Below are 21,195 nucleotides of genomic sequence, written 5' to 3'. Positions count from 1 at the left end.
ATGACGGGCACGAGTTTCCTGGAGACCCTGTACAACACCCGCCCGGGGCGCGCAGTCGCACGCAGGGCGGGGTTGGCTGACCCACCGAAGCTGCGTCGCGGACGCACAGAACCCACCGGCCACACAGCCCTGGCCACCCTGCCGGGCGGCGGGGTGGGAGCCGAGACGCTGAGCCTCCTGGGGATCGCGCCCTCCACCGCGCTCGTCGACGTACCCGAACACCGCACCAAGGATGAGCGCGGCCGCGACGTTCCCCCTGCTTATTCCACACGTCCGGGCGCGCTCGTGGTGGACGCCACCGGCGTGCGCGAGATCGGCCAGCTGGAACTGCTGCGGCAGGTGCTGCGTCCCGCCATGCGGGGGCTTGAGCGCTCCGGTCGCATCATCATCCTCGCCACCGACGCCAGCGCCGTCGACGGGCTGGAGGCCAAGGCAGTCGCCCAAGGCATCGACGGCATCAACCGCACCATCGGCAAGGAACTGCGCGGGGGGTCCACCTCGAACCTGTTGTTCCTCACAGAGGGTGCGACTGCCGGGGATCTCTCCTCCAGCGTGTCGTTCCTGCTCGAGGGCCGGTCCGCCTTCGTCGACGGCCAGGCGTGGCGCATCGCACCACGCAAGGACGGGGACGAGGGGACGACCGGCGCCGATCGCGGCGCACCGTTCGCTGGCCGCATCGTGGTGGTGACGGGGGCTGCACGCGGCATCGGGGCTGCCATCGCCCGCACCTTCGCCCGCGACGGCGCCACCGTGGTGGCCGTCGACGTCCCCGCTGCCGGTGAAAACCTCAGCGCCGTGGCCAACGAACTGGGTGGCTCCGCACTGCAGTTGGACATCACGGCTGACGACGCCGGTGCACGGATTGCCAGGCACGTGGCCTCCATCCACGGCGGAGACACGAAGATCTGGGCGATCGTCCACAATGCCGGGATCACGCGGGACAAGATGCTCGCCAACCTCGACGAGAAGCTGTGGGGCTCCGTGCTGGAGGTCAATCTCGCCGCCGAGATCCGCATCGACGCGGTGCTGCTGGACCGGGATCTGCCGGGTGGCCTCGCCGATTGCGCACGCATCGTCGGCATCGCGTCCACCTCCGGCGTGGCCGGCAACAAGGGGCAGACCAACTACGCGGCTTCGAAGGCGGGCGTGATGGGTTTGGTGTGGGCCATGGCCGAGGAACTGGCGGATCGCCCCATCACCGCCAACGCAGTGGCTCCCGGCTTCATCGAGACAGACATGACTGCTGCCATCCCCTTCGTGTCCCGGGAGATCTTCCGCCGCACGAACTCCCTCCAGCAGGGTGGACAACCGGTGGATGTGGCCGAAACCATCGTGCACCTCTGCGACCCCGCCTCCGGCGGTGTCAACGGACAGGTGATCCGGGTGTGCGGGCAGAACCTGGTGGGTGCATGATGCGCACGGTTACGACACTCAAGGAACTCCCCGACGTCGGTGGCCTGATCGCCACGGGGATGCTGACCGCGGTGGGGCGCCCCGGCGCCAAGGCGGGTCTGCCTGCGCGCAGCCTAGTGGTGGAGAAGCACCACCAGGATGCGGGAAGGCTGGCGGCCTACAACCGGGTGTGCGGCTTCACGCTGCGCAACCAGGTTCCCGCCACCTGGCTGCACGTACTCACGTTCCCGCTGCACGCGGCACTAATGGTGGGGCGGGACTTCCCCTTCCCGCTGGCCGGGGTGGTGCACGTCACGAACCACATGACCCTGCACCGTCCAGTGACGCTCACCGACGAACTTCGCATCGCCGTCTGGAGTGACAACCTGGCCCCCCACAAGCGGGGCGTCACGTTCAACCTCATCGGAGAGATCCACGTCGGGGATGAGCTGGCATGGTCGGGACGCAGCAACTACATGGCCATGGGGGCGACCACGGATGCCCCCGCTCCCCCGCCCGCGGCGAGACTGTCCCCGCCGGAGGTGCCAGCGAGCCAGTTGTGGCAGCTGCCCGCTGACCTGGGGCGGCAGTACGCGGAAGTGTCGCGTGACAGCAACCCCATCCACCTGTATCCGCTGACCTCGCGTCCGTTCGGGTTCAAGCGGCCCATCATCCACGGCATGTGGACCCACGCGAAGGCGCTGTCCTCCCTGGGCCCGCGGCTACCGCAGACCTTCAGCGTCGACGTGGCCTTCACGAAGCCGCTGATGCTGCCCACGAAGGCCACTTTCGCTGCCGATGAGGCCGACGGCGTGTGGCGGTTCGCGGTCGCGCGCCCCGGTTCCGACGCGCCCTCGCTGGTGGGACGGGTCACCGACCCCATGCCCTGACAGGCGTAGTCCACGGCGTATCACCCGCTTGTGCTCCGGCGGAGACGAAGCGGCCCTCGACGACGGCACGATGTGACCGACGGCCTACGCCCACACCGGGATCGACACGGCCGAGGAGGAAGCGACCCAGAAGCTTGTCCGACGCGCGGAGAGTTGATGGTGCAGGGAGCCCCACCCACAACCCTGATGACGCAGGCGGCACCCGTCCCGTTCAGAAGGGAAACTGCGGCTGGGCGCGGGTCAGAAAAGAAAAGCCCAAAGAATAGATCACCTGTTCAAAAAATGTCAGTGGTGGTCCGTAGGTTTGGTTCATGGAGCAGGGGTGGCGGACCACGGCGGAGGCGCTGACTGCGCTGGAGGCTGTGATGTCCTCGATTGACCACGATGAGCGGGTCAGGCTTTCGGCGCCGGAGCGGTTGGTGTTGATGAAGAGGGCCCGGAGTTTTGAGGATCGTGCGGTGTCGTTGGCGTGTGTGCTCACTGATGAGGCCTCGCAGAGTTCGGTGGCGGCGACGGGGACACCGATCACGTCGTTGATCGGGGTGGATGAGGGTCGGGATTCCCACGACGCGGCGCGGCAGGTGTTCCAGGCCCGCGACCTGGCCCGGTATGCGGCGGTCAAGGAGGCTGCCCTGGCTGGCACGGTGTCGTCCCGGCATGCGGCGCGATCGGGAAGGGGATGGCGCAGTTGCCGTCGGTGCTGACGGCGGAGCAGACGTTGCGGGCGGAGCAGGCGTTCCTGGACCGGGCTGCCAGGAACACGCCGGGGCGTCTGGCGGAGTTGGCGCCGCAGGTCCTGGCCGAGGTCGCCCCCGAACTGGTGCCCACGGGTGAGGATGAGGCGGCACGGTTGGAGCGGCAACGACGCCGGGCGTTCAGCAAGCGGTCTTTGCGGTGGGGTGATGACGGGGACGGGTCGACGTGGTTGCACGGGTCCCTGCCGCATCTGGAGGCGGCACCCCTGATCAGTCTGGTGGAGGCCTATGTGGAGTCGGATCGCCGTGCGGCCAGGGACAGGTTCAGGGCCACCCGCGCCACCGACCCCGGACCCCGCGTGATGCGGGACCAGGCAGCCGAGGACATCAACCGCACACCCGAGCAGCGCCGCGCCGATGCCCTCATCCAGATCGTGGTCGACCACCGTGACGCCCCCACCAGCATTGGGGACCGGCCCCGGATCGTGGTGACCATCCGGGAGGAGGACCTGAGGGAGCGTGCGGAGCGGGCAGGGGTGCTGGCCCGGGGGGCCACGATCACCGCCGGGGACCTGCGCAGGTTGTGCTGCGACGCCGACCTCATGCCCGTCGTCCTTGGCGGCCCCTCGGAGATCCTGGACGTGGGCCGCACGCAGCGCCTGGTGACCCCGGCCATCCGGAAAGCCCTGAGCCTGCGCGACGGTGGATGCGTGTTTCCCCAGTGCAGCGCCCCGGACTCGGCCTGCGAGGCGCACCATCTGCAGCCGTGGTGGGCAGGCGGTGCCACAGCGTTGTGGAATCTGGTGTTGTTGTGTCCGCATCACCACCAACTCGTGGAACCCGACCGGTGGAGCCGCCCCGGGGACCGCTGGATCATCCACATCGACCCGGACACCGGTCAGGCTGTGGTGACGCCACCCGGCCGAACCCAGCGATTCACCAGCCGGGCATCCCCGCCCCCCACCACGGACGAGGCGGCCCGCGGATCCCGGCCACCACCGCTCCACTCGCCCGCCGAACCGGGAGCCCCGCCCCTGCTCCACGCCTCCGGGTGAGTGCGCGCCGTGTGAGCCACTCCTCAGCGCGGGCGCCTGGCTGTCCCTGCTCCACTCCCGAGGAACGCCCGGCGAACCTGAACCCACTCCCCCGCGTGGGCGCCGGGGGAACCGTGAACCCACTCCCCCGCGCGGGCGCCCGGCGAACCTGAACCCACTCCCCCGCGTGGGCGCCGGGGGAACCGTGAACCCACTCCCCCGCGTGGGCGCCGGGGGAACCGTGAACCCACTCCCCGCGTGGGCGCCAGGGGAACCGTGAACCCACTCCCCAATGTGGGCGCCGGGGGAACCGTGAAACCACTCCCCAATGTGGGCGCCGGGGGAACCGTGAACCCACTCCTGTGGGAGAGGACGCCCAACGATGCCCAACCCCGCACGGGAGCGTCGGGTGGGGCTGCAGCTGATCCAGTGCTGAGGGTGAGCGGGGTTGCCCCCTCATCCGTCCCCCCGCATGAGCGCGGGTGGGGTGGATGCTGGCGCCGCTACGCTTCCGGCATGGGTACCCCTCGTCGACGCCGAACACCCCTCTACGTGGAGGTGGAGATTCAGGCGCCGCTGGAGCGGGTGTGGGAACTGACGCAGGACACCGACGCCCATCCGCGTTGGGATCTGCGGTTCAGCCGCATCACCCCTGTGGAGGAGCTCCCGGCGGGCGGCTACCGCTTCGTCTACGAACGCTCCCTGCCGTTCCACACGCTGAAGGGCGTCGGAGTCTCCGTCGGCGAGCGGTCCCGGCCGGACGGCTCGAGGACCTCGGCCCTCAAGTTCGCCACCGACGATCGCCTCTCACCGATGGGTGAGGGCCGCGGCTACTGGCGCTACGTGCCCACGGCGACGGGGACGCGCTTCATCACCGGCTATGACTACGAACCCGGCTTTGGCGCAGTGGGAGCACTCATGGACCGGCTCGTCACCCGCCGACTCATCGGGTGGATGACGGCCCTGAGTTTTGACCGTCTCCGCATGTGGGCAGAGACCGGGGAGGAGCCCGGGCGCTGGCCCGTCGTCAGCACATTCATGCTGTGGCGCTCCCAACGTCCGAGGGCGGCCCGTTGCCTCCGCCGACCGCCGACCCGCGACGCCTCCGTGATGGACGATGCGCCCGCCACACTGGAAGGGCTGGAAACTCCGTGACGTCAATCTTCGAACGGGCACTGGGCGAGGACTTCACCCGGCTCCACCCCATGATGCAGAAGCGCTTCGGCGTCGGCCTCGACGCCGGCTATGCCTGCGTCGGCCACGGTCACATGGACGAAATCCGCCGAGGCCCGTGGTGGACGGTCCCTTTCCTGCACATCGGCAAGATCCGCAACATCCTCATCCCCGATGTCGGTCACGACGTCCCCCTGACCATCGAGAACTACCCGTACCGGGATCCCTTTGGCCGGGAGACCGTCACCTTTGTCCGCGAGTTCCAGGCCCGGCCACACAGGACGAGCAGGTTCGACGCCACGATGATCTACAGCGAGGGACGGCAACGCATCATCGACTATCTCGGAACCCACCAGCACCTCGCCGTCGACCTCGACATGAAGGTGCAAACCGACGGGTCCCTCCTCCTGACCACACACTCACAACGCCTTTACGAGGGGTGGCTGGGCTTCAACTTCCCCATGATCTTCAGCGGCAAGGCAGTCCTGCGGGAGAACTGGGACGAGTCCGCGGCGCTGTACCGCATCCATCTCGAGGTCAGGAACCCCGTTTTCGGCTTCCTCTTCGGCTACAGCGGAACCTTCACCTGCGAATTCCCACCGGCCGGCGGGGCACCCGACCGGCTCAAGCCCGTCCGCCATGAGTGCAGGGACTGAACCAGCCAGGCTCCGGCGCGCCCTCCCGACTGTCTGCTGTCAGGCGTCGCCACTAGACTCGTCCGCATGACCGACACCACCCGTTCTGCCTGGGCCTGGGGCCTGGCCACCGTCCACAGCACCGGCGCCGTTCTCGACACCTGGTACCCGAAGCCGGCGTTGGGCAATGACGTTACCGACGACGCACCGGCGGCTCTCGTCGAGGCGCAGTACGACGACGACATGCGCCAGGTGGAGACCAAGGTGGTGCGCACCAGCATCTCGCTCGACGAGCCGCCCCTTGGCGTGGAGGACGCCTACCTGCGCCTGCACCTGCTGAGCACCCGGCTGGTGCAGCCGCACGGTCTGAATCTCGACGGTATCTTCGGGAAGCTTCCGAACAATGCCTGGTCCAGCCGCGGCCCCATCCGCGTCGAGGACGTCAACAGGGTCCGCGCCCTGCTGCGCGCCCGCGGCGAATACCTCATCGTCTACAGCCTCGACAAGTTCCCACGGATGATCGACTACGTCACCCCCAGTGGCGTTCGCATCGCCGACGCAGACCGTGTCCGCCTCGGCGCACACCTGGCCTCCGGCACCACGGTCATGCACGAGGGATTCGTGAACTTCAACGCCGGCACGCTCGGCACCTCCATGGTGGAGGGGCGGGTCTCCGCCGGTGTGGTGGTGGGCGACGGTTCCGACATCGGCGGCGGCGCGTCCATCATGGGCACCCTCTCGGGGGGCGGCCAGGAGGTCATCCGCATCGGTGAGCGCTGCCTCCTCGGCGCACAAGCCGGCATCGGCATCTCGCTGGGTGACGACTGTGTGGTCGAGGCCGGCCTCTACGTCACCGCCGGCACCAAGGTGACGCTGAACGACGGCACCGTGGTGAAGGCACGCGAACTCTCAGGCATCAACGACCTGCTGTTCCTCCGCGATTCCACCAACGGCCGGGTCACCGCCCGCACCCGCCACGGCGCGGGCATCGCGCTCAACGCGGACCTGCACGCCAACTGATGCGGAGATCCGTTGTCTGGACCCTGGTGGTGGTGGTCCTGCTCGGGGCAGCCGCTTTCGGGGCGTGGCGCGGCTACCAATCATTCATGAACGGACTCGTGGCCGAGCGCTGCTACGTCACACTCGATGAGGGGCGCTCGGCCCTGACGGAGGAACAGGCCGGCAATGCGGCCATTATCGTTGCGGCATCCTTCAAGGCCGGACTCCCCGAACGAGCTGCCGTGGTGGCACTCGCCACGGCCTGGCAGGAATCCGGCCTGCGCAACCTCGACTACGGCGACCGCGACTCGCTGGGCCTTTTCCAGCAGCGGCCCAGCTACGGCTGGGGCACGGAAGCAGAGATCATGGACCCGTGGTACTCGTCTGCGCGCTTCTACGAGGAACTCGTGAAGTTCGACGGATGGGAATCCGTCGACGTCAATGACATGGCCCAGAAGGTTCAGCGCAGTGGGTTCCCCGAGGCCTACCGCAAGCACGAGGCAAATGCGGTGGCGCTCGCCGGTTCGCTGCGCGGCAGCCGACCCGGCTCACTGGCGTGTGTGGACCGCAGCGAGGAGGCGGGCAACGTGGACGCGTTCGACTCCGTCATGCGAGCGGTCCCGGGTGTGGAAATCACCACCGAGGGCAACATCGTGACCATCACCGCCGACGACGGGACCGCGCTGTGGGCTGCAACCCAACTGGCCCTGACCCACACCAATGGGGGCGGGATCCAGTCGGCGATCGTGGAAGATCAGGCGTGGGAGCAGGGGCCCAAGGGTGCTTGGCACACTGCCCGGGCCCCACTGCCGTCCGGGACCGCCCAGCTCACGCTGCGCGTAGTCGGCTAGCGGCGGCGGCGATTCGCTCGTCGGGCGCCGTCAGGGCCAGCCGGACGTGACGGTTGGAGGCCTCACCGTAGAAGTCGCCGGGGGCGGCCAGAATGCCGCGCTCCGCGAGCCAGTCAATGGTGTCGCGGCACGGCTCGTCGCGGGTGGCCCACAGATACAGGGCGCCCTCAGAGTGCTCGATCCTGAAACCCGCCTCCTCCAGTGCCGGGCGCAGAACACGACGGCGCCCCAGGTAGCGCTCCCGCTGCTCCTCGACGTGCCCCTGGTCGCTGAGCAGCGCCGCCATGGCCGCCTGGATGGGGGCTGGCAGCATCATGCCGAGGTGTTTGCGGGCGCCGATGAGTTCCGCCACAACGGATGGGTCGCCTGCGACGAAACCGCCGCGGTAGCCGGCGGCGTTGGATCGTTTGGAGATGGAGTGCACTGCCAGCAGACCCGTGAGGTCACCGTCGTTGACACGTGGGTCGAGGACTGAGATCGCCTCCTGCTCCCACGCGAATTCGCCGTAGCACTCATCGCTGGCCAACACCGCACCACGGTCCCGGGCGGCCTGAACCCAGGCTCGCAACTGCTCCAGGGACAACACGGCGCCTGTCGGGTTGGCGGGCGAGTTGATCCACACCAGCTTCGCGTCGGCCGGGAGGAGCGCCGGGTCGTCGAGCGGGACGAGGCGGGCGCCGGCCACCTGGGCGCCCACGCCGTACGTCGGGTAGGCGCACTCGGGGAACACGACGGCGTCGCCGTCACCGAGCCCCAGCAACTCCGGCAGCCAACCCACGAGTTCCTTGGTGCCGATGACGGGCATGACGCACTCGTGGGTCAGCGGCACGGAGTTCCACCGGTCCCGGAGGTAACCGATGACGGCCTGCCGTGTGGCGGGGGCACCCCACACCGTGGGGTAGCCGGGTGCATCAGAGGCGGCGGCCAGCGCATCACGCGCCAGCTGGGGCGTCGGGTCCACGGGGGTCCCGACGGACAGGTCCACGACCCCGTCGGGGTGGTGCAGGGCACGCTGCTTGGGACCTGCCAGAGAATCCCATGGGAAATCCGGCAGGCTGCGTGCCAGCGACATCACTGTTCCTGAGGCGGCAGTGCGGCGACGATGGGGTGGTCCCCGGGGATGGGGCCGAGCTTCGCGGCACCTCCGGGTGAGCCGATCTCGTCGAAGAACTGCACGTTCACGTCATAGAACTGTGCCTCCTCCGCCGGGACGTCGTCCTCGTAATAAATGGCCTCGACGGGGCACACCGGTTCGCAGGCTCCACAATCCACACACTCTTCAGGATGGATGTAGAGCATGCGGTCGCCCTCATAGATGCAGTCGACGGGACACTCCTCGACGCAGGCACGATCCTTGATGTCCACGCAGGGCAAACTGATGATGTAGGTCACAGTTGTAACTCCTTCTCCACTTGTCGATCAGCTTAGCGGTCGCGGCTACTCGCAGACGATCCGATCACCGGCGGAGTACTTCCAGAACCAGTCCTCTGACTTCGCAACGGCGCCACCCTTGTAGAAGAGGCGCTTCCAGCTCACCGAGAAGCCCTGGATGGGTGCCTGCGGCTCACACTTGGGGCCCTTCAGGGTACGCGTGGAGCCGGTGTAGTAATCGGACTTCACGAGCTCAGTGGACTCCACCTTGTCCCAGGTCCTGTTGGACCAGATCTTGAAGGTGATGCTGCCCGGATTCCCTGACGAGGCCTTGCTGACATAACCCTGGATGTAGGCGGGGTACTCGGTGTTGTTGCGGAACCGCATGTCCAGCTTGCCGTAATAGATGGTGGCTTCGCGGCCGGCCGGGTACCGGTTGAAGTACAGGGAGTGTGGCTTGTGTTCCACGTCCTCGTAGCCCGCGAAGAACGCGGCGTTGAACAAGGTGGTGGAGCTCTGCGAGATACCGCCACCCGGCTCCTTGACGAGCACGCCACCGTTGATGACGTAGCCGTCGACGTAACCGTTCTTGGCCGTGCGCTCACCCAGCGTCTCGTTCAGGCTGAACACCTCATCCGGCAGCAGGACGGTCCCGTTGACGCTGCTGGCGGCCTTGCTGAGATTGGTGTTGCGGTAGGCGGCGTAGGGGAACTTGGTGGTGAACTCCCCGATGACCTCCGTGGGCTTCAGCTTCTCCGCCTGGGCGGTGGTGAAGTCAGCCGGCTTCTTCGTGACCTCGACGCTGGCCGTGCGCTCGTCGCCGGTCTTCACCGCCGCGGAGGCCATGGCCGAAGCCAGCGCCTCGGGGTCGATGGTGGATCCGTCGACTGCGGGAACCACCGTGATGGCACCGCCAGTCATCGTGTAGGACGCATCCTTGGTGACGGCGAGCTTGAGTCCGCTTTGGGCCTTCGCCGTCAGTTCCATGAGCTTCTCGGCGTCGGTCTGGGGCGTCAGCGAGTCACCCTCGGCGGCGAACGTGGTGACCGCCGCCACCTGCTCGGGGGTGATCTCGAAGCTGCCGTCCGTGGACGTGATGGTGATGGGGCCCGAGATGGCGGGTTCTGCGTAGGCCTTGACGGCGTCATCCACCATGGCGGTGGTGACGGAGGGCGGGGTCTCCTTCACGACGGCGGCCGCTTCGGTCCCGCCCTGCTCGAACACCGCCGCCACTGCGGTGGTGGTGGCGGGCACGTCGAGCTGGGTGGCAGGGGTGCCGTCCGTCCGGGCGATGGCACCATCGACGTAGGCCAGGGTGGCGTCGGTGGCATCGCTGGAGAATGCGTCGGCGTCTGCTTCGAGGACCGAGGAGAGTTGCGCCTGGTCCACGAGCTTCGGCAGCTCCGCGTCTGTTCCACCTGTGAAGGTGCGCCAGATGTCGACGGGGTTCCAGCTGGCTCCACCCCCGGCGGATCGCACGGCAGCGGCGTAGTCCAGCGCGAGGCCGCTCTCCAACGGGTCAAGGGTGACGCTGACGTCGGAGTCCCCCGCGACGGTGATGGCCGACGCGTACTTGGGGTCCAGTTCATCCTTGAGTTTTTGTTCAGCGGCGGAGGGGCTGAGGCCACCGATGGCCACGCCCTCGACTGTCGCATTGGTTGGAACCTGATCCCCAGCGGCGAAGTGCGCGCCCACCCACGAGCCGCCCACGAGCACCAGCAAACCGAGGATGCCGGCGAACATCCACGTCCGGCGACGGCGTGTGGTCGTCTTCTTCGCGCTCAATTCCTGGCCTCTCGTATGTGGGGCACATGCGTGACCACGGCCCCAATCGTACGTAAAGCCCCCGCGTGGGCCCAAAAGCGCGCCTCAGGGTGCGGCTAGGATCGGCGCGTGCCCGCGTGCGGCACCTCCAGAAGGGTCTCCCTCCTTGTCATTGAAGAACCGGTTGAATGCCAGTGGCCTGCCCAGGACCACGTGGGTGCTGTCCGTCACAGCACTACTCGTGGCCGTCGGCTTCGGCGTCGTGATTCCGGTGCTCACCCCTTTCGCGAAAACCTTCGAGGCCACCAACTTCCAACTGGGTCTCGTGGTCAGCCTCTTCGCGGCCGCGCGCCTGGTGACCAGTCCATTCGCACCCGCCATCGGGCGCAGGTTGGGGGAACGCAACGCCATCACCGTGGGGGTGCTGATCGTGGCCGTCTCCACTGTTGCGACCGCTCTGGCACCCACCCTCCAGATCATGCTCATCGCGCGAGGTCTGGGCGGCATCGGATCGGCCACCTTCACCATCTCCGCCATCAACCTGCTGCTCGCGACCGCGCCTGAGCATCTGCGCGGCCGGGCGTCCGGCCTCTACCAGGGGGGATTCCTCCTGGGGAACATGACGGGGCCGGCGCTCGGTGGTCTGCTGAGCGGGATCTCGCTGCAGGCGCCCTTCTACTTCTACGCAGTGATGCTGGTGGTGTGTGCAGGCTTCACCGTGACCATGCTGCCAGCCCGGGCGACCCTGCCCCCGGCAGCCCACAAGCGCACGCCCCGCCGCTTCCGTGAGGTGATCCGGGACATCCGCTACCAGGCCGCGTGCATGGTGGCTCTGGGTCAGGGCTGGCAGTCGCTGGGGGTGCGCAATGCGTTCATCCCGTTGTTCGTGACCGAGGCCCTGCTGCTGGAGACGTACTGGACGGGCATCGCCTTCGCCATCGCGGCCGTGGCGCAGACCGCCATGCTGTTGCCGGCGGGCAACGCAACGGACCGCATCGGTCGACGGCCCGTCATGATCGTCTCCGGCATCGTGTGCGGCGTGGCCGCCATCGCCATGCCGTTCTCGAGCAACATCTGGGTTCTCGTGCTGGTGCTGTGCGTCTACGGGGTGGGCGCGGCCATGCAGGGCACGGCCCCCACAGCCGCAGTCGGCGACGCCACCCAGGGCCGCGGCGGGCCACCGGTGGCGGCGTTCTCCATGGTGACCGACCTCGGCTCCATTTTCGGCCCCCTGGTGGCGGGTGTGGTGCTGGACGTGTGGTCCTTCCAGGTGGCCTTCGCCATCGGGGGCGTGATCCTGTTCGCCGGCGCCGTGTACGCCGCGTTCATCCCCCGCGCCCTGGACCGGGAGTTCCTGGCCATCTCCCGGAGTTGACCTCAGCCCACGTCGATGCGTCCGGGGAGACTGAGCGCACCGTTGACGGGCAGACCCAGCCAGGTGGCAGCGCGCATCAGCAGATCCTCCGAGCCAACCGCTGGCACGAGGGACGTGGTGGAGCGTGACTCACTGGAGGTGGCAGGCATGAGACGCTCGAAGGGCCCGAAGTGCGACAGGCGGGTGATGCTGGCCGTCTCGGGATTCAGGTCGGCGAGGATGCACGCCCGCTCCCAGGCGAGGCGCCAGCCGCCGATGTGGTCGACGAGACCGTTGGCAGCCGCATCAGCCCCCGTCCAGACACGCCCCTTGGCCAGTGCCCTCAGCTCGTCCAACTCCATGCCGCGGTCATGCGCCGCAAGGGACGTGAACGTCTCGTAGATTCGGTCAAGGCTCTCGTCGAGCTTCGCCCAGTCATCCTCGGTGAAGGGAGTGGACGACGACAGCATGCCGGCGCGGGCACCAATACGAATGGACTCCCGCTTCAGACCGAGCTTCTCGTACAGCCCGGCCGTGACGAACTTGCCGGCGAGCACCCCTATGGAGCCGGTCAGTGTGGACGCCTGCGCGACGATCTCGTCGGCGCCCATGGCGGCGTAGTAGCCGCCGGAGGCCGCGACAGCCCCCATGCGGGCGATGACGGGGCGACCCGATTCACGCACGCGCAACACGGAGCGGCGCATGAAGTCGGAGGCCACTGCGGAGCCGCCCGGGCTGTTGATGTCCAGGATGACGGCGCGGATGTCGTCGTCCCGCAGGACGGCGCGGAGATGCTCGTCCACGACGTCGGAGCCGACGCTTTCGCCTCCGAGTGGGCTGGCCGCACCGCGGCCCGTCACGATGGAGCCACGCACCGACACCACGGCGACCTTGCCGCCGGGGCTGCGCCGCAGCACCTTGGCGAGGTCGCGCTTCGGGGACCAGCGGTGCACGAAGCGGAGGTCCTCCGGTTCGCCGTGCCATTCGTCGAGGGCCTCGGTGTACACCTCATCGCGGTAGCCGATGCGGTCCACGAGGCCGAGGTCCTGCGCCCTCTCCGGTGTGAGGGGCGAGTCGTTGACGCCCTCCCAGACACGTGCCGCGTCGATGCCCCGGCGGCGCGCGATGGTGGTCACGGCCTCCTCCACGAGAGACTGGCCGAGCCGGGTCATCATCTCCCTGTTGGCCTCTGTGACGTCGTCGGCGGCGAACTGGTCCGCTGCCGTCTTGTATTCCCAGCGCTTCCCGAACTGCGGGGTGATGCCCGCCTTCTCCAGCATGCCCTTGGCGAGGACGATGCTGACCTCGGCGCCGCCGATGCCCAGATCGCCGGAGGGCTGCACCCACACCTTGTGCGCCGCCGTCGCCAGAAGGTACGCCGACAAGCTGTTCCCGAGTTCACCGTAGGACTCGGCCCACGCCACCGTGGGCTTGTGGCGGCCGAACTCCTCGACGAGGTCGCCCACCTCCTCCATCACGGGCATGGGCTGTCCGCACTCGACGGCGTGCACGATGAGGCCCGCCACCCTGTCGTCGCGGGCTGCCCGGGACAGGTGGTCACGGAGGGTGGCCATGCCGGTGGCATTGAGGATCTGGAGCGCGGCCAGCGGGTTCCGCGGCCGGACCTCCACCAGTCCACGGGCCAGGTCCAACTCCAGCACGACGCGGCCATCACGTGACGTCAACAGATCAACAATCTCTCGCAAAACCATGGCCCCACGGTACCTGCCCCTGATGGGCACCACGGGATCGCACGGGGAGGGGGCCGCCGAAGCGACCCCCTCCCCGTACTGCGCGTTCGGCTCAGACGAGCGAGCTGGCCACCTCGGCGACGTGGGCGCCGGTGAAGCCGAACTCCTCGAAGCACTTGGCCCCGGAGGCAGAGGCACCGAAGTGCTCCAGCGACACCGTCGCACCGGCGGTGCCCACGTACTTGGCCCACCCCATGGAAATGCCGGCCTCCACGCTGACGCGCGCCGTCACGGCCGCCGGGAGCACGGACTCCTTGTACTCGGGATCCATCTTGTCGAACCACTCCTGGCACGGCATGGACACCACGCGCGTGGAGATACCCTTGGCCTCCAGCTTGTCCTGCGCGTCGAGTGCCACCTCCACCTCGGAGCCGGTGGCGATGATGATCAGCGCCACATCACCCGAGGCCTCACGCAGCACGTAGGCGCCGTTGGCGACACCATCAGCAGAAGCGAACTCCTCGCCACGATCAACGTTGCGGAGGTCCTGCCGCGACAGGATCAGGCCGGCGGGGTTGTCGTTGCGGCGCAGGATCTCACCCCACGCCACCGACGTCTCGTTGGCATCGGCCGGTCGGACCACGTCGAGGTTCGGGATGGCGCGCAACGCGGCGAGGTGCTCGACGGGCTGGTGGGTGGGGCCGTCCTCGCCAACGCCGACGGAGTCATGCGTCCACACGAACGTGCTGCGGATCCCCATGATGGCGGCCAACCGCACGGCGGGGCGCATGTAGTCGGAGAAGACGAGGAACGTGCCGCCGTAGGCGCGGGTCAGGCCGGACAGGGTGATGCCGTTCACGATGCCGCCCATGGCGTGCTCACGGATCCCGAAGTGCAAGGTGCGGCCGTACTGGTTGCCCTGCCAGTCCGGGGTCTGCCGTGACTCGGGCAGGAAGCTGGGCTCGCCCTTCATGGTGGTGTTGTTGGAGCCTGCGAGGTCGGCGGAGCCGCCCCACAGCTCGGGCAGCTGCGACGCAAGCGCGCTGAGCACCTCACCGGAGGCCTTGCGCGTGGACATCTTCGCGTCCGAGAAGACCGGCAGGCTCAGGTCCTCAGGAAGCTTGCTGGCCCGGACCCTCTCCAGCAGGGCGTTGCGCTCAGGGTTGGCCTGCTGCCACGTCGCGAACTTCGCGTCCCACGCCTTGCGGGCTGCGCGGCCCCGCTCGGCCACGTTGGCGCGCGTACCCTCGACGATGGACTCGTCGAAGGTGAACGGCTCGTCCGGAAAGTCGAGCTCCTTCTTCAGTGCGGAGATCTCGTCGGCGCCGATCTTGGAGCCGTGCACCGAGTGGTCGCCCGCCTTGTTCGGCAGCGGCCAGCCGATCACCGTGGTCAACCGGATGAACGACGGCTTGTCCGTGACGCTCGCGGCCTCCTCGATGGCGGCGTTGAGCGCGTCCATGTCCTCCACGTACTCAGTGCCACCGTTGGTCCAGTCGACGTGCTGCACGTGCCAGCCGTAGGCGGCGTAGCGGGCGGAGACGTCCTCGGTGAACGAGATGTTGGTCCCGCCCTCAATGGTGATGCGGTTGTCGTCGTAGAACAGCACGAGGTTGCCGAGGTTCTGGGTTGCGGCCAGCGAGGACGCCTCGCTGGAGATGCCCTCCTGGAGACAGCCGTCGCCGGCGATGCAGTAGATGGTGCGGTCGAACGGGGATTCCCCCGCCGGCGCGTCGGGGTCAAAGAGGCCACGCTCCTTGCGGGCTGCCACGGCCATGCCGACGGCGTTGGAGATTCCCGCACCGAGCGGACCGGTGGTGCACTCCACGAACTTCGTGTGGTGGAACTCGGGGTGGCCGGGGGTCTTGGAACCCCAGGTGCGCAAGGACTTGATGTCGTCGAGCTCCATGTCGCATCCCGCGAGGTAGAGCTGGGTGTACTGGGTCAGGGAGGCGTGCCCGGCGGAGAGAACGAAGCGGTCCCGGCCCAACCACATGTCGTCGGTCGGGTCGAGGTGCATGACCTTCTGGTAGAGCAGATAGGCCAACGGCGCCAGCGAGACGGGGGTTCCGGGGTGTCCATTGCCGACCTTCTCCACGGCGTCGACGGCGAGAATGCGGGCGACATCGACCGCGCGGGAGTCGGAATCAGTCCAGTCAAGAGTCATGCAGACGATCCTAACGTGCGACGTCAGAACGTGAAGGTGGGTCCGTCCGAAGGCCAGGTCGGCAGCGCATCCGCGCGCGGTTCGTCCTCGGGCGGCGTGCTCCCGTGGTGGGGGTCCCCTGTCTCCGATGTGGCCTGCTGCCCGGGCGGGGTGGGACGGATTGTCTCACCCAGTGCCCGGCGCACCAGGTCGCCGAGGCCGTCACCGGATTCCGGGTTGTGCTTGCGGATCTCAGCCACGGTCCCCCCTGCGCACGATGGGCGGGTTGGCCGACCACGGGAACGTGATCCAGGCTTCGGTGTGGCGCCAGGAGAAGTCGGGAGCCACGATGCTGCGGGGCTTGTGGTACGCCACTGCGCTGCGAACGTCTGCGCCGAAACCCCGCAACAGCTTGATGACCAGCGCCAGCGTCCGCCCGGAGTCGGCGACGTCGTCGACGATGAGAATCTTCTGCTCGGCGATCGAGGCGCTGTCGAGCATGGGGGCAAGCAGGATGGGATCCGGGCGCGTCTCGTTGACGTCCACGTAGAACTCAACATTGATGGCGTCCACCAGTTTCACGTCGAGTGCGTAGGTGAGGCTCCCGGCCAGCACCAGACCTCCCCGGGCGATGGCGATGATGACGTCGGGGCGGAAACCGGACGCCGCCACCTGCTGGGCCAGGTGGTCGGTGACCTCGCCCAGTTCGGACCAGGTGAGGACTTCGCGCTCCGGGGCGGCGACCGCTTCTTCTGCCATGGGGTCATGCTACTCACACCCTTGGACCGCCCAGTCGGACGGCCCCGAGCCGCAGCCGATATCTTGTGCGCATGCCGACACCTGATGAGCTGGCCACCGCCGGACTGCGCACCACAGTGAACTCCACCTGCCGCGGCGCTGCACTGGATCTGGGTGCCACCGTCACCAGTTGGCAACCTCGGGGGCAGCGTGACGTGCTGTTCGTGAGCCGCGAGGCCCTCGTGGGCATCGACGACGAGGTGCATGGCGGGATTCCGATCTGCGCACCGTGGTTCGGCAGGGGACGAGACGACGTGGACGTCCCGCGCCCCCACGGGCTGGTGCGGTGGGTGCCGTGGCGACTCGTCGAGGACACCACGTCCGACGCGGCCACCACCCTGGTGTGGGAGTGCTCCGGCGATGAGGTCGCACACCTCCCGGGCGCCGATGCCTACCCCTCCGACATCTGGTTCCGCCACGAGGCACAGTTCGGCGAAACCCTTCACCTGTCGTTCACGACAGGCTCACCCAGCACCAGTTTTGTCCTCGACGAGGCGTTCCACTGCTACTTCGCCGTCTCCCACATCTCCGATGTCGTCATCGATGGCCTGGCCGGGACCCGATATCGCGACTACACCGACGGGGCCGCGTGGCACGACGCGGACGACGTGCTGCGGATACACGGGCACACCGACCGCATCTATGACGCCCCCGGCAACGTCACCATCACGGACGACGACCGCATCATCGCCCTCACCCCGGGGGACGCCGCCAGCACCATCGTGTGGAATCCCGGTCCCGACGGCGCCCGGTCGTTGACGGGCTGGGCGGGCGAGGAGTGGACGCAGATGGTGTGCGTGGAGGTGGGCAACGTCCAGCACCGCGCGGTGACCGTCCCCGCGGGGGGCTCCCACACACTGTCCCTGGACGTGGCCGTGCGTCCGCTGGGCTGAGCGTCAGCGCCCCAGTGCGTCGACCTCGGCGCCGATGGTCGTCGAGTCGCCATGACCAGTGTGGACCACGGTCTCCTCAGGCAGCGCGAACAGCTTCCGGCGGATCGAGTCCAGGATCACGTCCTCGTCGCTGAACGAGCGGCCCGTGGCGCCGGGGCCACCCTTGAAGAGGGTGTCTCCGGAGAACAGGGTGCCGAGATCTGACGCGTAGAGGCACACGGCACCCGGCGAATGCCCCGGTGTGTGGATGACCCACAAATCGATGCCGCCGACGCTGATCTGCTGCCCCTCGGCGAGGTCCTTGTCCCAGTGCCGATCGGGGTGCGTGAGGTCCCAGACTTCTTCGTCGTCGGGGTGCAGCCAGATGGGCGCCCCCGTGCGGTCAGACAGTTCGGGGGCCACACGAACATGGTCGTCGTGTGCGTGGGTGCAGATGATGGCCCTGACGGAGCGTCCGTCGACGGCCTTCAGGATGGTGTCGACGTCATGCGGCGCGTCGATGATCACCACCTCCTTGTCGTCACCCACGATCCACACGTTGTTCTCGACGTCGAAAGTCTGGCCGTCGAGGCTGAAGGTTCCCCTGGTCACTGCTTGCGTGATGGCGTTCACCAGACCACCACCGATCGCAGAACGTCTCCCTTGTGCATCTTCGTAAACGCTCCTTCCACATCATCGAGACCGATCTCCTCGCTCACGAACGCGTCGAGGTCGAGTCGGCCCTGTTGGTACAGGTCCACCAGCATCGGGAAGTCCCGCGACGGCAGGCAATCGCCGTACCAGCTGGATTTCAGGGAGCCGCCGTGGCCGAAGACGTCCAGCAGCGGAATGTCCGGCACCGTTGCGTCGGGGTGCGGCACACCCACGAGGACGAGCGTCCCGGCGAGGTCGCGGGCGTAGAACGCCTGCTTCCAAGTCAGCGGGATACCGACGGCGTCGATCACCACGTCGGCGCCGAAGCCCCCCGTGAGTTCGCGGATCTCCTCGACCACATCACCCTTGGACGAGTTGATGGTGTGGGTGGCGCCGAGGCCCCGTGCCCATTCCAGCTTCTTGTCCTCCAGGTCCACGGCAATGATGCGGCTGGCTCCGGCGAGCACCGCACCGGCGATGGCCGCCGCTCCCACGCCGCCGCACCCGATGACGGCGACGCTCTGCCCACGGGTGACGTGCCCCGTGTTGATGGCGGCGCCCAACCCTGCCATGACGCCGCAGCCCAGGAGCCCGACGGCGGCCGGGCGTGCCTCGGGGTCCACCTTCGTGCACTGGCCGGAGTGCACGAGCGTCTTGTCGGCGAACGACCCGATGCCGAGTGCCGGCGTGAGTTCGGTGCCGTCGGCCAACGTCATCTTCTGCGTGGCGTTGAACGTGTTGAAGCAGTACTGGGGTTCACCACGGAGGCAGGCGCGGCACTCGCCGCACACCGCCCGCCAGTTGAGGACGACGAAGTCGCCGGGGGCGACGTTGGTGACCCCCTCACCCACCGACTCCACCAGTCCCGCCGCCTCATGGCCGAGGAGGAAGGGGAACTCGTCAGTGATGCCGCCGTCGCGGTACGCCACGTCGGTGTGGCACACACCGCACGCCTGGATGGCCACCACGGCCTCCCCCGGCCCGGGGTCGGGGATGTGGATGTCGGTGATCTCGACAGGCTCACCCTTGGCCATGGCAACAACGCCTCGAACTGTTTGCATGCCCCGACTGTAGTGATCCGTTCAACCGCTTGGGCGGCTTCCGATTGATGGGACACCGAGGCGACGCAGCCGCGTAGGCTGGGACGACACATTGCTGTGGACGTGATGGAGGAGGAGCCATGAGAGCGGCCGTGCAATCAGCTTTCGAGGCGGTGCCGCGCACCGCCTTCCTGCCGGCGAGCATGCGACCCCATGCCCACTCCGACCGCCCACTGCCCCTCATCCATGGACAGACGAACTCCCAGCCCAGCACCGTCGCCGCCATGCTGGAACTGCTGGACGTCCAGCCCGGCCACAAGGTGCTGGACCTGGGGTCAGGCTCCGGATGGACGACGGGACTGCTGGCGCATCTGGTGGGCGCGGACGGATCCGTGCTGGGCATCGAACGGATCGCCGACCTGGCGCTCGGCGCCCGTGCGGCGCTCGATGCCACCGGACCGTGGCCGCAGGCAACGGTCCGGGTATCGACGCCCGGGGTGCTGGGAGCACCCATGGACGCCCCCTTCGACCGCATCCTCGTATCGGCCGAGGCCACGCACCTGCCACGGGGACTCGTGCGCCAGCTGCGGCCCGACGGTGTCATGGTGATCCCCATCGCCGGCGTGATGACGCGGGTGGAACGCCGCGACGGCGCCACCCACGTCACGCAGCACGGTCTCTACGTGTTCGTGCCCCTCATCGAGCAGTAGGACCCGCGTTGCTGCGGAACTGCGCGTAGGCCGGCTTGATGATGCCCTGGATGAGGGCGAGCCGCTCGTCGAAGGGCAGGAACGCCGACTTCATGGCGTTGATGGTGACCCACTCCACGTCGTCGAGATCCCAGCCGAACGCGTCGACCAGTTTGGCGAACTCCCGGCTCATGCTGGTGTCGCTCATGAGCCTGTTGTCGCAGTTCACGGTGATGCGGAAGCCGAGGTCCTTGAGCATCCCGATGGGATGGTTCGCGATGGTGTCGGCGATGCCCGTCTGCAGATTGGAACTGGGGCACAGCTCCAGCGGAATGCGCTCGTTGCGCACGTAGGCCGCGAGGTCGCCAAGGTGCCGCCGACCGTTCTCGTCAACGGTGATGTCCTCGACGATCCGGACACCGTGGCCCAGCCGGTTGGCGCCGCACAACTGCACTGCCTCCCAGATCGAGGGGAGGCCGAATGCCTCGCCGGCGTGGATGGTGAAGTAGGCATTGTTGTGTTTGAGGTGGTCGAACGCCGCCTGGAACCTGGACGGCGGGAAGCCGTCCTCGGCGCCGGCAATGTCGAAACCGCACACGCTCTCGTGGCGGTAGCGCACTGCGAGATCGGCAATCTCAATGGTGGGTTCGCCGTGGCGCATGGAGGTGACGATCTGCTGGGCGACGATGCCCTGACCCAGCGCTTCCGCCTCCGCCATGCCCTCGACCAGTCCCCTGCCCACAGCCTCCACCACGTCCGGGAGCGCCAGTCCCTGGCGGAGGTGCTGCTCCGGGGCGTAGCGGGCCTCGGCGTAGATCACGCCGTCAGCAGCCTGATCCAGCACGAACTCGCGGGCCACGCGCGCCAACTGGTCGGCGGTTTGCATGGCTGCAATGGTGTGGTCGAACGTCTCGAGGTAGCGCACCAGGGATCCGGAGTCAGCCGCCTCGAAGAACCAGCGACGCAGGGCCTCAGGGTCCGTGGTGGGCAACTGGGCGCCGTTGTCGGCGCAGTGTTCGATGATTGTGGCCGGCCTCAACCCTCCGTCCAGATGATCGTGCAGCGCGACTTTCGGCAGTGTGCGGATCTCTTCTACACCAAGCAAGGCAGTGTTTCCCTTCTCGTTGATCTGTGACTCAGTTGAACT

The 21,195-nt window shown here is 67.9% G+C and carries 21 protein-coding genes; 11 read left to right on the top strand and 10 right to left on the bottom strand.

The window, feature by feature from the left end; translation table 11 throughout:
• The 8 genes from EAX62_RS14640 to EAX62_RS14605 all read left to right on the top strand — a co-directional run bounded on the left by EAX62_RS14640 (position 1) and on the right by EAX62_RS14605 (position 7,669).
• A complete protein-coding gene (locus EAX62_RS14640; RefSeq protein WP_121902460.1) occupies positions 1 to 1,413 on the top strand; it encodes a 3-oxoacyl-ACP reductase in 1,413 nt (470 codons plus the stop codon).
• On the top strand, positions 1,410 to 2,282 hold the full coding sequence (locus tag EAX62_RS14635) for a MaoC/PaaZ C-terminal domain-containing protein (protein WP_121902459.1): 873 nt from the start codon (positions 1,410 to 1,412) through the stop codon (positions 2,280 to 2,282). Before EAX62_RS14640 ends, EAX62_RS14635 begins: the two co-directional genes overlap by 4 nt.
• A gap of 311 nt (positions 2,283 to 2,593) precedes the next feature.
• Positions 2,594 to 2,986, top strand: coding sequence for a hypothetical protein (locus EAX62_RS14630; RefSeq protein ID WP_121902458.1), 393 nt, complete (start codon positions 2,594 to 2,596; stop codon positions 2,984 to 2,986).
• Positions 2,962 to 4,032 (top strand): HNH endonuclease signature motif containing protein, encoded by a 1,071-nt coding sequence (locus tag EAX62_RS14625; RefSeq protein WP_121902457.1) that lies wholly within the window; start codon positions 2,962 to 2,964, stop codon positions 4,030 to 4,032. Before EAX62_RS14630 ends, EAX62_RS14625 begins: the two co-directional genes overlap by 25 nt.
• A 495-nt stretch (positions 4,033 to 4,527) precedes the next feature.
• Positions 4,528 to 5,166, top strand: coding sequence for an SRPBCC family protein (locus tag EAX62_RS14620; protein WP_121902456.1), 639 nt, complete (start codon positions 4,528 to 4,530; stop codon positions 5,164 to 5,166).
• Positions 5,163 to 5,840: a DUF4166 domain-containing protein gene (locus EAX62_RS14615; protein ID WP_121902455.1), complete on the top strand. Its 678-nt coding sequence runs from the start codon at positions 5,163 to 5,165 to the stop codon at positions 5,838 to 5,840. Before EAX62_RS14620 ends, EAX62_RS14615 begins: the two co-directional genes overlap by 4 nt.
• Positions 5,841 to 5,906: 66 nt before the next feature.
• Positions 5,907 to 6,839 (top strand): 2,3,4,5-tetrahydropyridine-2,6-dicarboxylate N-succinyltransferase, encoded by a 933-nt coding sequence (dapD, locus tag EAX62_RS14610; RefSeq protein WP_121902454.1) that lies wholly within the window; start codon positions 5,907 to 5,909, stop codon positions 6,837 to 6,839.
• Positions 6,839 to 7,669 carry a hypothetical protein gene (locus EAX62_RS14605; RefSeq protein ID WP_147454123.1) on the top strand — a complete coding sequence of 277 codons (831 nt, stop codon included), beginning with the start codon at positions 6,839 to 6,841 and terminating at the stop codon, positions 7,667 to 7,669. Before dapD ends, EAX62_RS14605 begins: the two co-directional genes overlap by 1 nt.
• Here EAX62_RS14605 and dapC read toward each other — a convergent pair.
• From dapC to EAX62_RS14590, 3 genes are read right to left on the bottom strand one after another with little or no spacing between them, the layout of a single operon-like run.
• Complete coding sequence (gene dapC, locus EAX62_RS14600; RefSeq protein WP_121902452.1) at positions 7,647 to 8,741, bottom strand: succinyldiaminopimelate transaminase; 1,095 nt, start codon at positions 8,739 to 8,741, stop codon at positions 7,647 to 7,649. The two genes, EAX62_RS14605 and dapC, sit on opposite strands and share 23 nt — an antisense overlap.
• Complete coding sequence (gene fdxA, locus EAX62_RS14595; protein WP_121902451.1) at positions 8,741 to 9,061, bottom strand: ferredoxin; 321 nt, start codon at positions 9,059 to 9,061, stop codon at positions 8,741 to 8,743. The genes dapC and fdxA overlap by 1 nt, the downstream gene beginning before the upstream one ends.
• Positions 9,062 to 9,106: 45 nt before the next feature.
• Positions 9,107 to 10,825: a VanW family protein gene (locus EAX62_RS14590; protein WP_147454122.1), complete on the bottom strand. Its 1,719-nt coding sequence runs from the start codon at positions 10,823 to 10,825 to the stop codon at positions 9,107 to 9,109.
• Between the two features lie 145 nt (positions 10,826 to 10,970).
• On the opposite strand from EAX62_RS14590, the gene EAX62_RS14585 reads away from it, so the two are divergent.
• On the top strand, positions 10,971 to 12,179 hold the full coding sequence (locus EAX62_RS14585) for an MFS transporter (protein WP_233557980.1): 1,209 nt from the start codon (positions 10,971 to 10,973) through the stop codon (positions 12,177 to 12,179).
• A 2-nt stretch (positions 12,180 to 12,181) separates the two neighbouring features.
• Here the strand turns inward: EAX62_RS14585 and sppA are convergent, their stop codons facing one another.
• The 4 genes from sppA to EAX62_RS14565 all read right to left on the bottom strand — a co-directional run bounded on the left by sppA (position 12,182) and on the right by EAX62_RS14565 (position 16,754).
• Positions 12,182 to 13,870: a signal peptide peptidase SppA gene (gene sppA / locus EAX62_RS14580; protein WP_121902448.1), complete on the bottom strand. Its 1,689-nt coding sequence runs from the start codon at positions 13,868 to 13,870 to the stop codon at positions 12,182 to 12,184.
• Between the two features lie 91 nt (positions 13,871 to 13,961).
• Positions 13,962 to 16,016: a transketolase gene (gene tkt / locus EAX62_RS14575; protein WP_121902447.1), complete on the bottom strand. Its 2,055-nt coding sequence runs from the start codon at positions 16,014 to 16,016 to the stop codon at positions 13,962 to 13,964.
• A 23-nt stretch (positions 16,017 to 16,039) separates the two neighbouring features.
• A complete protein-coding gene (locus EAX62_RS14570; RefSeq protein WP_121902446.1) occupies positions 16,040 to 16,255 on the bottom strand; it encodes a hypothetical protein in 216 nt (71 codons plus the stop codon).
• The gene (locus EAX62_RS14565) at positions 16,248 to 16,754 is read right to left on the bottom strand and encodes a phosphoribosyltransferase (RefSeq protein ID WP_121902445.1); all 507 of its coding nucleotides are present in this window, start codon (positions 16,752 to 16,754) and stop codon (positions 16,248 to 16,250) included. Before EAX62_RS14565 ends, EAX62_RS14570 begins: the two co-directional genes overlap by 8 nt.
• A 71-nt stretch (positions 16,755 to 16,825) precedes the next feature.
• On the opposite strand from EAX62_RS14565, the gene EAX62_RS14560 reads away from it, so the two are divergent.
• The gene (locus EAX62_RS14560; RefSeq protein WP_121902444.1) at positions 16,826 to 17,686 is read left to right on the top strand and encodes an aldose epimerase family protein; all 861 of its coding nucleotides are present in this window, start codon (positions 16,826 to 16,828) and stop codon (positions 17,684 to 17,686) included.
• A 3-nt stretch (positions 17,687 to 17,689) separates the two neighbouring features.
• Here EAX62_RS14560 and EAX62_RS14555 read toward each other — a convergent pair whose 3' ends face one another.
• Entirely contained in the window at positions 17,690 to 18,298 is a 609-nt protein-coding gene (locus EAX62_RS14555; RefSeq protein WP_407703342.1) for an MBL fold metallo-hydrolase, read from the bottom strand.
• Positions 18,295 to 19,380 (bottom strand): S-(hydroxymethyl)mycothiol dehydrogenase, encoded by a 1,086-nt coding sequence (locus EAX62_RS14550; protein ID WP_121902442.1) that lies wholly within the window; start codon positions 19,378 to 19,380, stop codon positions 18,295 to 18,297. The genes EAX62_RS14555 and EAX62_RS14550 overlap by 4 nt, the downstream gene beginning before the upstream one ends.
• Positions 19,381 to 19,499: 119 nt before the next feature.
• Here EAX62_RS14550 and EAX62_RS14545 point away from each other — a divergent pair, with 119 nt between their 5' ends.
• Entirely contained in the window at positions 19,500 to 20,069 is a 570-nt protein-coding gene (locus EAX62_RS14545; protein WP_121902441.1) for a protein-L-isoaspartate O-methyltransferase family protein, read from the top strand.
• Here the strand turns inward: EAX62_RS14545 and EAX62_RS14540 are convergent.
• On the bottom strand, positions 20,056 to 21,153 hold the full coding sequence (locus tag EAX62_RS14540; RefSeq protein WP_233557979.1) for an adenosine deaminase: 1,098 nt from the start codon (positions 21,151 to 21,153) through the stop codon (positions 20,056 to 20,058). The genes EAX62_RS14545 and EAX62_RS14540 overlap by 14 nt on opposite strands.
• Between the last annotated feature and the right edge of the window lie 42 nt (positions 21,154 to 21,195).

Origin of the sequence: Tessaracoccus antarcticus, assembly GCF_003688855.1 — a bacterium.
Classification (GTDB): Bacteria; Actinomycetota; Actinomycetes; order Propionibacteriales; family Propionibacteriaceae; genus Arachnia; species Arachnia antarctica.
Note: the sequence above shows the minus strand (reverse complement) of the source record. Positions and strands in the feature narration are given on the sequence as shown.

Excerpts from the sequence above, each read along its gene's own strand:
- EAX62_RS14565 (WP_121902445.1), bottom strand. The coding sequence starts at position 16,754 with ATGGCAGAAGAAGCGGTCGCCGCCCCGGAGCGCGAAGTCCTCACCTGG.
- EAX62_RS14550 (WP_121902442.1), bottom strand. The coding sequence starts at position 19,380 with ATGCAAACAGTTCGAGGCGTTGTTGCCATGGCCAAGGGTGAGCCTGTC.
- dapC (WP_121902452.1), bottom strand. The coding sequence starts at position 8,741 with ATGTCGCTGGCACGCAGCCTGCCGGATTTCCCATGGGATTCTCTGGCA.
- EAX62_RS14620 (WP_121902456.1), top strand. The coding sequence starts at position 4,528 with ATGGGTACCCCTCGTCGACGCCGAACACCCCTCTACGTGGAGGTGGAG.
- sppA (WP_121902448.1), bottom strand. The coding sequence starts at position 13,870 with ATGGTTTTGCGAGAGATTGTTGATCTGTTGACGTCACGTGATGGCCGC.
- tkt (WP_121902447.1), bottom strand. The coding sequence starts at position 16,016 with ATGACTCTTGACTGGACTGATTCCGACTCCCGCGCGGTCGATGTCGCC.
- dapD (WP_121902454.1), top strand. The coding sequence starts at position 5,907 with ATGACCGACACCACCCGTTCTGCCTGGGCCTGGGGCCTGGCCACCGTC.
- EAX62_RS14630 (WP_121902458.1), top strand. The coding sequence starts at position 2,594 with ATGGAGCAGGGGTGGCGGACCACGGCGGAGGCGCTGACTGCGCTGGAG.
- EAX62_RS14545 (WP_121902441.1), top strand. The coding sequence starts at position 19,500 with ATGAGAGCGGCCGTGCAATCAGCTTTCGAGGCGGTGCCGCGCACCGCC.
- EAX62_RS14640 (WP_121902460.1), top strand. The coding sequence starts at position 1 with ATGACGGGCACGAGTTTCCTGGAGACCCTGTACAACACCCGCCCGGGG.
- EAX62_RS14625 (WP_121902457.1), top strand. The coding sequence starts at position 2,962 with ATGGCGCAGTTGCCGTCGGTGCTGACGGCGGAGCAGACGTTGCGGGCG.
- EAX62_RS14635 (WP_121902459.1), top strand. The coding sequence starts at position 1,410 with ATGATGCGCACGGTTACGACACTCAAGGAACTCCCCGACGTCGGTGGC.
- EAX62_RS14605 (WP_147454123.1), top strand. The coding sequence starts at position 6,839 with ATGCGGAGATCCGTTGTCTGGACCCTGGTGGTGGTGGTCCTGCTCGGG.
- EAX62_RS14560 (WP_121902444.1), top strand. The coding sequence starts at position 16,826 with ATGCCGACACCTGATGAGCTGGCCACCGCCGGACTGCGCACCACAGTG.